General features: G+C 33.5%; 13 protein-coding genes and 1 rRNA gene. 12 read left to right on the top strand and 2 right to left on the bottom strand.

The features are described from left to right. Positions 1–45 precede the first annotated feature (45 nt). A 5S ribosomal RNA gene (gene rrf / locus MHH94_RS13505) occupies positions 46–160 on the top strand. An 87-nt stretch (positions 161–247) separates the two neighbouring features. After that, positions 248–2,131: an FUSC family protein gene (locus MHH94_RS13500; protein WP_106417389.1), complete on the top strand. Its 1,884-nt coding sequence runs from the start codon at positions 248–250 to the stop codon at positions 2,129–2,131. Between the two features lie 26 nt (positions 2,132–2,157). On the opposite strand, the gene pdxR is transcribed toward MHH94_RS13500, so the two are convergent. Next, the gene (pdxR, locus tag MHH94_RS13495) at positions 2,158–3,546 is read right to left on the bottom strand and encodes a MocR-like pyridoxine biosynthesis transcription factor PdxR (RefSeq protein ID WP_325958033.1); all 1,389 of its coding nucleotides are present in this window, start codon (positions 3,544–3,546) and stop codon (positions 2,158–2,160) included. Positions 3,547–3,656: 110 nt separating this feature from the next. On the opposite strand from pdxR, the gene pdxS reads away from it, so the two are divergent. Both pdxS and pdxT read left to right on the top strand, forming a co-directional pair. Next, entirely contained in the window at positions 3,657–4,544 is an 888-nt protein-coding gene (gene pdxS / locus MHH94_RS13490; RefSeq protein WP_058590885.1) for a pyridoxal 5'-phosphate synthase lyase subunit PdxS, read from the top strand. 1 nt (position 4,545) lies between these two features. Further along, the gene (gene pdxT / locus MHH94_RS13485; protein WP_048541331.1) at positions 4,546–5,121 is read left to right on the top strand and encodes a pyridoxal 5'-phosphate synthase glutaminase subunit PdxT; all 576 of its coding nucleotides are present in this window, start codon (positions 4,546–4,548) and stop codon (positions 5,119–5,121) included. A 55-nt stretch (positions 5,122–5,176) separates the two neighbouring features. Here pdxT and MHH94_RS13480 read toward each other — a convergent pair whose 3' ends face one another. After that, a complete protein-coding gene (locus MHH94_RS13480; protein WP_025904840.1) occupies positions 5,177–6,397 on the bottom strand; it encodes a NupC/NupG family nucleoside CNT transporter in 1,221 nt (406 codons plus the stop codon). Between the two features lie 175 nt (positions 6,398–6,572). Here MHH94_RS13480 and MHH94_RS13475 point away from each other — a divergent pair, with 175 nt between their 5' ends. From MHH94_RS13475 to ispF, 8 genes are all read left to right on the top strand, one after another. Further along, the gene (locus MHH94_RS13475; RefSeq protein WP_025904841.1) at positions 6,573–7,034 is read left to right on the top strand and encodes a CtsR family transcriptional regulator; all 462 of its coding nucleotides are present in this window, start codon (positions 6,573–6,575) and stop codon (positions 7,032–7,034) included. Positions 7,035–7,048: 14 nt separating this feature from the next. Continuing rightward, the gene (locus tag MHH94_RS13470) at positions 7,049–7,585 is read left to right on the top strand and encodes a UvrB/UvrC motif-containing protein (protein WP_058590884.1); all 537 of its coding nucleotides are present in this window, start codon (positions 7,049–7,051) and stop codon (positions 7,583–7,585) included. Then, entirely contained in the window at positions 7,586–8,593 is a 1,008-nt protein-coding gene (locus MHH94_RS13465) for a protein arginine kinase (RefSeq protein ID WP_058590883.1), read from the top strand. It begins immediately after the preceding gene. A gap of 16 nt (positions 8,594–8,609) precedes the next feature. Further along, positions 8,610–11,072 carry an ATP-dependent Clp protease ATP-binding subunit gene (locus MHH94_RS13460; protein ID WP_058590882.1) on the top strand — a complete coding sequence of 821 codons (2,463 nt, stop codon included), beginning with the start codon at positions 8,610–8,612 and terminating at the stop codon, positions 11,070–11,072. 155 nt (positions 11,073–11,227) lie between these two features. Further along, positions 11,228–12,598: a DNA repair protein RadA gene (gene radA / locus MHH94_RS13455; RefSeq protein ID WP_025904845.1), complete on the top strand. Its 1,371-nt coding sequence runs from the start codon at positions 11,228–11,230 to the stop codon at positions 12,596–12,598. Between the two features lie 22 nt (positions 12,599–12,620). Further along, positions 12,621–13,679 carry a PIN/TRAM domain-containing protein gene (locus tag MHH94_RS13450; protein WP_078355007.1) on the top strand — a complete coding sequence of 353 codons (1,059 nt, stop codon included), beginning with the start codon at positions 12,621–12,623 and terminating at the stop codon, positions 13,677–13,679. 1 nt (position 13,680) lies between these two features. Next, the gene (gene ispD, locus MHH94_RS13445) at positions 13,681–14,367 is read left to right on the top strand and encodes a 2-C-methyl-D-erythritol 4-phosphate cytidylyltransferase (protein ID WP_058590881.1); all 687 of its coding nucleotides are present in this window, start codon (positions 13,681–13,683) and stop codon (positions 14,365–14,367) included. After that, positions 14,360–14,839: a 2-C-methyl-D-erythritol 2,4-cyclodiphosphate synthase gene (ispF, locus tag MHH94_RS13440; RefSeq protein WP_048541339.1), complete on the top strand. Its 480-nt coding sequence runs from the start codon at positions 14,360–14,362 to the stop codon at positions 14,837–14,839. Before ispD ends, ispF begins: the two co-directional genes overlap by 8 nt. The last annotated feature ends 2 nt before the right edge of the window (positions 14,840–14,841 follow it).

Genomic DNA, 14,841 nt, shown 5'->3' with positions numbered 1-14,841 from the left:
TAGTTTTGAATGTACAATACATTCATCATAAGTTATTACTATTTGTCTGGTGACGATAGCAAAGAGGTCACACCTGTTCCCATGCCGAACACAGAAGTTAAGCTCTTTAGCGCCGATGGTAGTTGGGCTTACGTTCCGCGAGAGTAGGACGTTGCCGGGCAAATATTTATAAATGGATGCGATGAGCCGCACTCGAGACCTGTTAGGTCTCTTTTTTTTGCTTGAAAATTGTGAAAGGAGATATAACATGAAAAAATATTTTGATGTGATGTTTAAAGTGAATAAAAATAATCTTGCAACTAAAAAAGCATTTATGCAAGCTATTATTGTTTTTATCATTTTAGCTGGAAGTGTATTATTTGGAAGATTCGATCTAGGACTAACTGCTTTATTAGGATCATTTAGTAATATCTATATTATTAATGGATCATATCCTTCACGAATTAGAAAAGTTATAACTGTGTCTATAGTATTAAGTATTTGTATCATGTTAGGAACGATTACAATCACCATTCCATTTTTATATGCATTAGTTTTAGGGCTCATAGGGATGGTAGGTCATTTTGTTTTAAAAGCTTTTCAGATACCTGGACCTTCTTCTCTATTTTTTGTACTTACATATAGTGTAGCTTCTATTATGCCAATTATGCCTGAGGATTTCCTGAATAGAGGATTACTTGTTTTATGTGGTGGTATTGTTAGTACAATTGTTGTAATAGTTGATGCAATGTTTAATCATAAAAAGCCGGAAGCTGAAAGTGTATCAAATATTTATAAAAATTTAGCATTTTTAACTGAGAATTTTAGTGGGAAAAAATTTGATGATGCACGTAGTAATACTTTAAATGCGATACATCATGCAACAAATACTTTGACGACAGCTAATGCTTTTTGGAATAAAACGCATGGTTATAATAGAATGTTGCAGTTAAAAGGACGTGCTGAAGCTATATGGTCTGCTTGTTTAGAATTATCTTCACAAGGTTATGAAGTGTTACCAAAAGAAATAAGTGAAGCACTGACTTATATTCAGCTTAGAATTGCAGAAAATGAATCGACTCATTATGTACCGATTGAATATGATGGAGAGAGCTCTTACATAAATTCATTAGCAGAATTAATTAATGATACAGTCATGATACTTAACGATAAGAATTTACAATTTGATAAACAAATTATTTATAGAAAACCGATGTACTCCAGAATTATTAAAGAAAATTTATCAAGAGATTCTTTAGTTTTAATGTCTTCTATGCAATATGGAATTATATTATTTACTTCAGTTATCATTGCATTTGGTATGGGGTTTGAAAGAGCTTATTGGATACCAATATCTTGTTGTTCTGTATTATTAGGTTCATCATCACTAACTACAATACAAAGAGCACTGCAAAGAACAGTAGGTACAATTACTGGTATGTTAGTCGCAATTTTAATTTTAGCATTCGAGCCTAATACTTGGACTATTGTCATATTAATGGCGATTTTGATGGGAACAGCTGAGTTATTAATCGCATTTAATTATACAATTGCAGTCACATTTATCACGCCTAATGTTCTTTTAATGTCAGCAGCAATCACACAACATTTCGATACATATTTAGTGATGCCAAGAATTGTTGATGTAGTAATAGGTTCAGTAATAGGTTTAATTGGTGTACTGATAGTAGGAAGAAATCAAGCGTCTAAAAAATTACCTAAGACGATTAATAATACGTTAAAACTACAAGCAAGTTTGTTTCATGCAATATTTTCTTCTAATAAGTATCATCATAATATTGCAAAATCAAAAGTTATCACAGATTTACACACTGAGATCATGAATACAAAAGCAATGTACCAAGCTGCATTGAATGAAATGGATAACAAAGTTAAAAAGATTGAATATGTTTATCCGATTATATTTACAGTTGAACAATTAGCATTTACGTTAGAAAGAGCTTATGCACAAGGTAAGATTACGACGCTATCAGATCATAACTTAGGACTTTATTTAACGACATATGAGAATATTTGTAAAAAAGTGGTCTTTAATGCAGACTATGAAAAAATTGATTTACCAGAATTAAAAGAATATACAAGCATTAGAAATGAATTAATGAAATTACAAAGTTTAAGTCATACCAAATAAAAAAGACTTCGCAATGAAGTCTTTTTTTATTTGGTTAAACATTCTATTAAACTATTAATATGTGCTTCAGCATCTTCAATATTAATTCCACCAAATCCAAGAACAAAGTGGGGTTTCTCGTCAGTTTGTTTAAAGCGATAATGAGAGAGGGGATTAATATCGATATTGCATGCTTCAATTCTTCTTATACATTCTTCTAAAGATAGACCATTATGAACATTTAATATAAAATGCATTCCCGTTAATTCCCCTGAAATAGAAAAGGTTTCAGGATATTTTTTGAGTTGTTCGAGTATAATATCTCTTTTAGTTCGATAAATTTTTCTCATGCGATTCAAATGTCTTTCGAAATGTCCTTCATTCATAAATCTAGCTAACATATATTGTGTATGTCTTGGAACGGTGCCACCTTCTATGTTTGTCTTTTTGTGATATAAAGCAATTAAATTTTTTGGAAGTACAGCATATGCTACACGCAACGAAGGCGAAATAGATTTAGAGAAAGTACTGACATAGATGACGCTACCTGAATGATCTAAACTTTGTAGTGCTGGTATCGGTCTTCCACTATATCTAAACTCTGAATCATAGTCATCTTCAATAATAAAACGATTGTCTTGTTCTGAAGCCCATTTAATGAGTTGTGTTCGTCGTTTTAAGTCCATAATGACACCAGTTGGAAATTGATGACTAGGTGTAATATACACAACATCACTATCCGTCTTGATAATTTGTTCTATATCAATCCCATTTTGCATAACTGGAATAAAGTCAAATGGGATATGTTTTCTTTTTAATAAATCTCTTACTTGTTTATATAGAGGGTCTTCTATCATATATTTAGACTCTGAAATGATATCCGTAATAATGGATAATAGCTGCTCTGTTGACGACCCAACGACAATTTGATCTGGAGAACAATTTACGCCACGACTATGAAAGACATAATAGCTGATTTCTTTTCTTAAATTAAAATCACCTTGCTTATGGCCACTATCTAATAAATCTATTTGTTGTTCATCAAATGCTTCTTTAGCGTATTTTCTAAAAAGGTCATTTGGGAAATGCGTTTTGTCTATTGCACCTAGTTTAAAGCTATATTGATACTTTTGTTCTTCTATGTAGTGGGATTCAGGGATTTTTGTTTTATAGGTTACCGGTAGATTAACGATGTCATTAATATAAAAGCCAGAACGATTTTTACTATAGATGTAACCTTCATCGCAAAGTAGTTGATAAGCGTGTTCTATCGTTGTTTGACTAACCGATAAATAATGACTTAATTGCCTTTTTGAAGGTAATTTCTCGTTATATCTCATAACGTCGTTAATAATATTCTTTTTAATATTTTCATATAATTGTATGTATATAGGCGTATTAATCTTTCTATTGATATCGAACATGAGCATTTCCATTTTATTCACCTCAAAACTGACCACTAATTATTTGATAAATCTGACTCTTTTACCAGTTCAGAATTTAGTATAACCTACTAGTAAGCGATTTAAAAGGAGGAAGTTTTTCGATGTCAAAAATTACTGGTTCAGATAAAGTTAAAAGAGGTATGGCAGAAATGCAAAAAGGTGGCGTAATCATGGATGTGGTTAATGCCGAACAAGCTAAATTAGCTGAAGAAGCAGGTGCTGTTGCTGTAATGGCATTAGAACGCGTACCATCTGATATTAGAGCAGCAGGTGGGGTAGCAAGAATGGCTGACCCACGTATTGTAGAAGAAGTTATGAATGCTGTATCTATTCCTGTTATGGCTAAAGGTAGAATTGGTCATATCACAGAAGCACGCGTATTGGAATCAATGGGCGTAGATTATATTGATGAGTCAGAAGTGCTAACACCAGCTGATGAAGAATATCATTTGAAAAAAGATGAATTTACAGTGCCATTTGTTTGTGGTTGCCGTAATTTAGGTGAGGCTGCACGTAGAATTGGTGAAGGTGCTGCAATGTTACGTACGAAAGGTGAACCAGGAACTGGTAATATAGTAGAAGCAGTTCGTCATATGAGACAAGTGAATGCAGAAGTGCGTAAATTAGTTGTGATGAGTGACGACGAAATTATGACTGAAGCTAAAAATATTGGTGCACCATATGAAATATTGAAAGAAATTAAAGATTTAGGTCGTTTACCAGTTGTAAACTTTGCAGCAGGTGGGGTTGCAACGCCAGCTGATGCTGCATTAATGATGGAATTAGGCGCTGATGGTGTATTCGTTGGATCTGGTATCTTTAAATCTGAAGCACCAGAAAAATTTGCTAAAGCAATTGTTCAAGCAACTACACATTATCAAGATTATAAATTAATTGCTGAATTGTCTAAAGAATTAGGGCCAGCTATGAAAGGTTTAGACATCAATCAATTATCATTAGAAGAACGTATGCAAGAGCGTGGATGGTAATATGAAGATAGGTGTCCTAGGTTTACAAGGTGCTGTAAGAGAACATATTAAGCATATTGAAAAAGCTGGCCATGAAGGTATTACAATTAAGCATGTAGAGCAATTAGATGAAATTGATGGTTTAGTCTTACCTGGTGGAGAATCAACGACTATGCGTCGTTTAATGGATTTATACGGCTTTACTGAAGCACTTAGAAATAGTTCATTACCTATGTATGGAACTTGTGCTGGGTTGATACTTTTAGCAAAAGAAGTAGTAGGTCAAGAAAGTCATTTAAATAAATTGAATGTTGTTGTTGAGAGAAATTCATTTGGTAGACAAGTAGATAGCTTTGAACAAGATTTAAATGTTAAAGGTATTGAAGAAGCGGTTAATGCAGTATTTATACGTGCACCTCATATACAATCAGCTCATGAAGGTGTTGAGGTATTATCTAAGGTTGAAGATAGAATTGTAGCTGTAAGACAAAATCAATACTTAGGTATTTCATTCCATCCGGAACTTACTGAAGACTACAAAATTATGGCGTATTTCATTGAAGAAATCGTAAAACAATATCAAACAGAACAAGTATAACAAACAAAAAAGCAGTCTACAGAACGATTATTGTTCTGTAGACTGCTTCTATTTATTATAAGAAAAATCCTGCGATTGTAGCTGATAAGAATGATACTAATGTTGCACCGTATAATAATTTAATACCGAAGCGTGCGACATTATCCCCTTGTTTATCATTTAATGATTTAACAGCACCCGCGATGATACCAATAGAACCAAAGTTTGCGAATGAAACTAAGAATACTGAAATGATACCATTTGCTCTTTCTGAAATATCTGCATCAGGTAAAATACCCATCGCAACAAATTCATTTGAAAGAACTTTAGTAGCCATAATACTACCTGATTGTACTGCATCTGCCCAAGGAACCCCTGTTAAGAAGGCAAATGGTGCAAATACAAAACCGATTAATGTTTGGAAGTCCCATGATACTGAACCGCCAGAAACGAAACTTAAAATGTTAGACGTAACACCATTTAATAGTCCGATTAATGCAACATAACCGATTAACATTGCTGCTACGATAACGGCAACTTTGAAACCATCTAAAATATATTCACCTAACATTTCGAAGAATGATTGTTTTTCTTCCGATTCTTGAATCATGATGTCGTCTTCTTTTGGATCTACTGTATATGGATTAATAATTGATGCCATAATAAATCCACCAAATAAGTTTAATACGATAGCTGTTACAACGTATCTCGGTTCAACCATCGTAAAATATGCACCAACGATTGATGCAGATATTGTAGACATAGCTGAAGCTGTTAATGTATACATACGATGTTTAGGAATTAATGGAAGTTGTTTTTTGATAGAAATAAACACTTCTGATTGACCTAAAATTGCAGATGCGACCGCATTATATGATTCTAATTTACCCATACCATTAACTTTAGAAATGACTAAACCTAAATATTTAATGATAAGAGGTAAGATTTTAAGATATTGTAAAATACCGATAAGTGCTGATACAAACACAATTGGCATTAATACGTTAAGGAAATAAACTGAAACAGGCTTATCTGTCTTAGGATCGATATTTGCAATACCCGCAAACACGAAGTTTATCCCTTCCATAGCTTTTGCTATGATGTAGCCAAAACCACTTGAAATACCACCTATGATAGTTAATCCACCTGTTGTTTTTAATAATAAGAAAGCAAATATAAACTGGATTACGATCATTAATCCTATATACTGCCATCTAACACGCATTTTATCAGAGCTTACTAACCATGCTAGAAATAGGAATAATAAGATACCGATAATCCCGATAATATAATGCATAATTGACACACCTTTCCCTTCGTTTATACTCAATCATAACCTACTTTATATGATAACTTATTTCTTTTGAAAGCGGTATAAAATTTTTAAAATTTTTAAAGAAACAAATTAATTGAAATAATAAACAACAGAACATATAATATAGTCAAAGAAGGTCAAAAGAGGTGATGAATTAATGCACAACATGTCGGATATCATTGAGCAATACTTAAAGCAATTGCTAGAGGAGGCTCAAGGAGATGTCGTTGAAATTAAACGTGCACATATTGCTGAAAAGTTTGATTGTGTACCTTCCCAATTAAACTATGTTATAAAAACAAGATTTACAAATGAGCACGGATACGCTATTGAAAGTAAAAGAGGCGGTGGTGGTTACATTCGTATTTCAAAAGTTGAAACGAATAGTCAATCAGCATTCATTAGACATCTAATTGAATTGACAGGTGATCAAATCTCACAAGCAAATGCATTTAGAATTGTGGATGGTTTGTATGAAAATGACTTAATTACAGATAGAGAGAAAAAAATGATTGTTCAAACGCTTCATAGAGATACATTGCAAATAGAAATACCATATAGAGATATTATTCGAGCAAATATATTGAAACGTATACTTGCCGTCATACATTATAGTTAAAAAGGAGTGACAGTATGCTTTGTGAAATTTGTGGTAAAGAAGAAGCAACAATTCAATTAACATCAACAGGTAAGAAACATAAAACAGAACAATGGATATGTAAAAACTGTGCTTCAGAACATTTTTATTTCCAAGATGATCATATGAGTGATCAAAATTTGGACCAAGAATTTGTTGTGAACCAATTTCTACAATATTTAGTAGGTAAACATGGTATTAACTTTAAACAAGTTCAACCACAAGAAGAAAAGCACTGTCCTACTTGTGGCATGACTTTAACAGATATTGCTAAAGTTGGTAAGTTTGGTTGTCATGACTGCTATGAAACTTTTAAAGATGATGTACCGCAAATTATTAGAAGAGTTCAAGCGGGCAGTGGGGCGCATACAGGTAAAATACCTGTATCTTCAAGAAGTAAAATACAACTCAAACAACAAATTGCTGAAAAAGAAAAAATACTACAAGGCTTAATTGAAGAGCAAGCCTTTGAAGATGCAGCTGTTCTAAGAGATGAAATTAAAGCATTGAAAGCAGAAGGTGAGGTCGAGTAAATGGAAGAGCATATGAATGAACATATTAGCGATTGGATGAAAGAAACAGAAGATACGCCAATTGTCATGAGTTCTAGAATAAGACTTGCACGTAACCTTCAAGACGAAGTTCATCCGCTCAAATATGAAGAAGATGACGAAACAGGGAATAAAGTAATAGAAAAAGTGAGTAAAGCATTATCAGAATTGAAATTGACGAAGTTATCAGATTTAAGTGAACTTGATCAGAATAAACTCGTATTCAAGCATCTCATTAGCCCAGCACTGACAAAACAGAAATTTGGTGCAGTATTATTAAATGATGATGAATCAACAAGCGTTATGATCAACGAAGAAGATCACGTTAGAATACAAGTTATGGGTCACAACCTCGTGCTAAACGAGTTGTATGAAACGGCATCTAAATTAGATGATGAGCTTGATAAACATCTAACAATTTCATATGATGAACAACACGGATTTTTAACGACTTGTCCAACAAACATTGGAACAGGATTAAGAGCGAGTGTTATGTTGCACTTACCAGGATTAAGCATTATGAAACGTATGAAGAGAATAGGACAAGCTATTAATAGATTTGGATATACTATTCGAGGTATTTATGGTGAAGGTACAGGCGCACTTGGTCATGTTTATCAAATATCCAATCAATTAACACTTGGTAAGACTGAAGAAGAAATCATTGAAGATTTAACGCAAATTGTTGAACAAATCATTAGTGAAGAAGAACAAATTAGACATCGACTTGATCGTTTTAATCATATGGAAACAAAAGACAGGGTTCATCGTGCGAAAGGTATATTGAAATCTGCACAATTAATATCTGTTGAAGAAGCTTCATTAAGGTTAAGTGAAATGAAACTAGGGATAGATTTAGGACATATCGAGAGTAATAACTTTAATTTTGATAATTTAATGGTTACAATACAAACACCATTCTTTGAAGGTAATGACTCGGAACAATCTGTAGATGAACAAAGAGCAACCTTTTTAAGAGAACATATATAAAATAGGAGGTTAGTTTATGCTATTTGGTAGATTAACAGAACGTGCGCAACGCGTATTAGCGCATGCACAAGAAGAAGCAATGAGATTGAATCATTCAAATATAGGTACGGAACATTTATTATTAGGTTTAATGAAAGAACCTGAAGGCATAGCAGCTAAAGTGCTAGATGCTTTTGGTATTACTGAAGAAAAAGTAACAAAAGAAGTTGAAAATTTAATTGGCCAAGGTCAAGAACAAGTTGGTGCGATTCATTACACACCAAGAGCTAAAAAAGTGATTGAACTTTCAATGGATGAAGCGAGAAAGTTAAACCATACATTTGTTGGAACAGAACATCTATTATTAGGATTAATTCGTGAGAACGAAGGTGTGGCAGCACGTGTATTTGCCAATTTAGATTTGAATATCACTAAAGCAAGAGCACAAGTCGTTAAATCATTAGGCAGTCCAGAGCAAGGTTCAAAAAATGCTCAAACGACTAAAAATCAAGCAACACCAACTTTAGATGGATTAGCAAGAGACTTAACAGTCATTGCGCAAGATGGTACGTTAGATCCAGTAGTTGGTCGTTCAGATGAAATTACACGTGTCATTGAAGTGTTAAGTAGAAGAACTAAAAACAATCCAGTATTAATCGGTGAACCAGGTGTTGGTAAAACGGCTATCGTTGAAGGATTAGCACAAGCAATCGTACAAAACGAAGTACCAGAAACATTAAAAGGTAAACGCGTTATGTCATTAGACATGGGTACTGTTGTAGCAGGTACTAAATATCGTGGTGAATTTGAAGAAAGACTTAAAAAAGTAATGGAAGAAATTCATCAAGCAGGCAATATCGTGTTATTCATCGATGAGTTACACACACTTATTGGTGCGGGTGGAGCAGAAGGTGCTATCGATGCATCAAACATCTTGAAACCAGCATTGGCTCGTGGTGAACTACAATGTATCGGTGCAACTACATTAGATGAATACCGTAAATATATTGAAAAAGATGCAGCATTAGAACGTCGTTTCCAACCTGTAACAGTTGATGAACCAAATACTGAAGATTCAATTTCAATTTTAAAAGGTTTGAGAGATCGTTACGAAGCGCATCACCGTATTAATATTTCAGATGAAGCGATTGAAGCGGCAGTTAATATGAGTGACCGTTACATTTCAGATAGATTCCTACCTGATAAAGCAATCGACTTAATCGATGAAGCAAGTTCTAAAGTAAGACTTAGAAACTATACAACACCTCCAAGTCTTAAAGAACTTGAATCAGAATTAGAAACAGTTAAGAAAGAAAAAGATGCTGCCGTACATTCTCAAGAGTTTGAAAATGCAGCTAATTTAAGAGATAAACAAACTAAACTTGAAAAACAATTAGAAGATACTAAAAACGAATGGAAAAAAGCTCAAGGTGAGAAAAACACATGTGTAACTGCTGAAGATATCGCAGTCGTTGTCGCAAATTGGACAGGTATTCCAATTACGAAATTAAACGAAACTGAGTCAGAAAGATTACTAAACTTAGAAACTATCTTACATGAACGTGTAATCGGTCAAAACGATGCAGTTAAATCTATTTCTAAAGCGGTAAGACGTGCTCGTGCTGGTCTTAAAGATCCTAAGAGACCAATTGGTAGCTTTATATTCTTAGGACCAACAGGTGTTGGTAAAACTGAACTTGCACGTACATTAGCTGATGCGATGTTCGGTGAAGAAGATGCAATGATAAGAGTGGACATGAGTGAGTTTATGGAGAAACACTCTGTCAGTCGTTTAGTAGGTTCTCCTCCAGGTTATGTAGGTCATGATGATGGTGGACAATTAACTGAAAATGTAAGACGTAAACCATATTCAGTTATCCTATTTGACGAAATTGAAAAAGCACATCCAGATGTATTTAATATCTTGTTACAAGTGTTAGATGATGGTCACTTAACAGATTCTAAAGGTCGTAAAGTAGACTTTAGAAACACTGTTATTATCATGACATCAAACGTTGGTGCACAAGAATTACAAAATGCTAAATTTGTTGGATTCGGTGCTAAAGAAAGTGGACCGGATTATGAAACTATCAGAAAAACAATGATGGATGAATTAAAACAACAATTTAGACCTGAATTCTTAAACCGTGTAGATGATATTATCGTCTTCCACAAACTTGAAAAAACACATCTTAAAGAAATTGTGAATAAAATGGCTGGTAACTTAACGAAACGATTATCAGAACAAGGTATTCACATTACGCTTTCAGATTCAGCACAAGAAAAAATTGCTGATGAAGGATTCGATCCAGAATATGGTGCAAGACCATTAACACGTGCTATTCAAAAACACGTCGAAGATAATTTAAGTGAATTAATCTTATCTGGACAAGATTTAGTAGGTAAAGATGTCATTGTAGATTATAGAGATGATGAATTTAAATTTGATTTATCAGATCATAAAGAAGATAAAGAAGCAGAAGAAACTTCAAAAGCTTAAAAATCAACAATGTTAATTTAATATTATAATAAGTCCGCAAGCTATTTATCATAATAGTTTGCGGGCTTTTATATTGATTTTAAAGTATATTAATTTGTTTTTAATGTCAGTCAAGTTTAAAATATAACTATTCAATTAATACGGAGGTAACATGAATGGCCAAAAAGAAAGTAATATTTGAGTGTTTAGCCTGCGGATATCAATCTCCAAAATGGATGGGGAAATGCCCTAATTGTGGTGCATGGAACCAAATGGAAGAATCAATAGAACATAAAGAAACTAAAGGTCCTAAAAATACATTCAAGTCAGATGTACCCGCACAAAAAATAGAAAAATTAAAAGACGTTAAAGAAGAAGATACACCTAGAATTAAGACTAAAATCAATGAATTTAATCGTGTATTAGGTGGCGGTGTTGTAGAAGGTTCGCTTGTACTTATTGGTGGTGACCCTGGTATTGGTAAATCTACATTATTATTACAAATTTGTGCGGCTTTATCTCAACAAAAAAATGTCTTATATGTTTCAGGTGAAGAATCTGTAAGACAAACGAAATTAAGAGCTGAAAGATTAGTTGAAGATTCAGGAGAATTAAATGTTTATGCTGAAACGAATTTAGAGATTATACATAGTATGGTTCAAAAAGAAAAACCAGATGTATTAGTTATAGATTCCATTCAAACTGTCTTCCACCCTGAAGTTACTTCTGCTCCAGGTTCTGTTTCTCAAGTTAGAGAATGTACACAAAATTTAATGCATATCGCAAAACAAATGAACATTGCTACATTTATTGTAGGACATGTAACGAAAGATGGACAAATTGCTGGGCCACGTTTGTTAGAACATATGGTTGATACAGTATTATATTTTGAAGGCGATACACATCATGCATACAGAATATTAAGAGCAGTTAAAAACCGTTTTGGTTCGACAAATGAAATGGGTATTTTTGAAATGAAGCAAACGGGTCTTAATGAAGTTAAAAATCCGTCTGAAATGTTCTTAGAAGAAAGAACGAAACATGTATCGGGTTCAACTATTGTGGCAACTATGGAAGGTACGAGACCTATTTTAGTTGAAGTACAAGCTTTAGTGACGCCAACGACTTTTCATAATCCACGAAGAATGGCAACAGGTATTGATCACAATAGATTAAGCTTATTGATGGCTGTATTAGAGAAGAAAGAGAATTTCTTATTACAACAACAAGACGCATATATCAAAATTGCCGGTGGTGTAAAATTAAGTGAACCCGCAGTAGATTTAAGTATTGTTATCGCGATAGCTTCAAGTTTCCAAGATAAACCTACTAAAGGTGATGATTGTTTCGTAGGTGAGGTTGGCTTAACAGGTGAAGTAAGAAGGGTTGCTAGAATTGATCAACGTGTACAAGAAGCGGCTAAATTAGGATTTAAACGTATTATCATACCTAAAAATAATATTAAAGGTTTAGAATTCCCGGAAGGTACAGAAGTTATTGGCGTATCAACAACAAGAGAAGCATTGAAAATTGCTTTTAATGCATAATTAACCATTAGGAGGTTAACGTATGAAAATTTTAAAAGGACTAATCATACTGTGTTATTTAGTCATAGGTTCCTCACTAGGCATTATGGTGATTCCAGAACTGATTAATGCGTTTAGTATCCAACCCGAACAAGTACTCACAAATCCATATATCGATGGTCTTATAGGTTCGGTTGTTATTTTCCTATTGTTTGGGTTTTTGATTGATAAAATTGTAGACATGGCTGATCAAGGAGAAAAATACTTATTAAAAAGGAGTATTCTTGAAATATTCTTCGCTACTATTGGTGTTATGATAGGCTTGATGATCGCGGTTATGGTTTCGTTTATATTAGAAATGATCGGTGCACCAGTTCTGAAACATATTTTACCTATTATTATTGCTGCTTTTTTATGTTATTTAGGCTTTCAGATTGGTTTGCAAAAACGAGAAGAAATATTACGATTATTTCCAGAAAGTATATCAAATTCTTTAACGAGACAAACAACTTCGAAATACGCCAAAATTTTAGATACAAGTGCCATTATTGATGGGAGAATATTAGACGTCGTGAAGTGTCATTTTATAGATGGAGAAATCCTTGTACCTCAAGGTGTTATTGAAGAGTTACAAGTCATTGCGGATGCTAAAGACAGTGTTAAACGTGATAAAGGACAACGTGGGTTAGATATATTAAATGAATTGAAGAAAACAGATTTCTCGATTTCAATCATTGAACCAACGTCTACACATAAAGATGTAGATGCGCTTTTAATCAAATTGGCTAAACGATATCAAGCAAGTATCATTACAACAGATTATAATTTGAATAAAGTATGTGCAGTACAAGGCATAAAAGTTCTAAATGTAAATGATTTATCTGAAGCGATTAAACCAGTACTACACCAAGGGGATATTTTCGATTTATTAATTACGAAAATAGGTAAAGAAGATGATCAAGGTGTTGGTTATCTTGATGATGGTACAATGGTTGTCATTGAAAAAGGACGAGAATATATAGGAAAGACAATTCCTGTTGAAGTGATGAGTTTGCTACAAACTTCATCTGGTAGAATTATATTTGCGAAGAAGGTGTCATAAATTGGGGTTTACGACAATCATTCCTGCAGCTGGACAAGGTAAAAGGATGGGAACTAAAATTAACAAATTATTTCTAGAAATTAATGGTGAAACAATTATTCGTCAAACTGTTGCTGTGTTTCAAGAAATAGATTCATGTGAACAGATTTTTATTGCTGCGCATCCAGACGAAGTTGAATTAATGGAAGAACATTTAAAAGATTTTAGTAAAGTTGCTGGTATCATTCCAGGTGGTCAAGAAAGACAACATAGCATTAATGAAGTCTTGAAAGTATTGATTGATACTGAAGTTGTGATGGTTCATGATGGTGCGAGACCATTTATTACACAAGAAAAAATCGACCAATTATATCAAGATGCCTTAACAAAAGATGCTGTGATTTTAGCAGTTCAAGCTAAGGATACAATAAAGCAAGTTATAAATGGTGTTGTTGAACACACTTACGATCGCTCAACGATGTGGCAAGTTCAAACACCTCAAGCGTTTAAAAGAGACATTATCTTAAAAGCTTATGAACAAGCAGAAGCACAAAATTACTTAGGTACGGATGATGCTTCGTTAGTAGAGAGAGCAGGGTGTAAAGTACACATATCAAATGGTGATTACGACAATATCAAAATTACAACCCACGAAGATTTAATAATTGCACATTCTATACTAGAGAAGCGAGGTATTTGCGATGTTTAGAATAGGTTACGGTTATGATGTGCATGAATTTGATCCGACAAGACCATTGATCATTGGTGGTCTTGAGATTGAACATACACATGGTTTAAAAGGTCACAGTGATGCAGATGTGTTGCTCCATGCAATTACGGATGCTATTCTAGGTGCTGCAAGTCTAGGAGATATAGGGAAACTATTCCCAGATACAGACCCAGCTTTTAAAGATGAAGATTCAAAGTTATTGCTTAAAGAAGCTTATGAACAAGTTTTGAAAAAAGGATATAAACTTGGGAATGTAGATGCTACAATTGTAGCGGAACAACCTAAATTCAGACCTTATATAGATCAAATGAGAAGTCTAATTGCTTCAGTATTAGAAGTGTCTATCGAAGATATAAACGTAAAAGCAACAACGAATGAAAAATTAGGATTTCTAGGAAGAGAAGAAGGCATACAAGCACAAGCTGTGGTATTATTAACAAGTAAAGAATAAAA

The organism is Mammaliicoccus sp. FSL K6-3158, from assembly GCF_038005105.1.
In the GTDB taxonomy this organism is placed as follows: Bacteria; Bacillota; Bacilli; order Staphylococcales; family Staphylococcaceae; genus Mammaliicoccus; species Mammaliicoccus sciuri.
The sequence above is the reverse complement of the archived record's forward strand: the minus strand, read 5'-3'. Positions and strand labels throughout refer to the sequence as shown.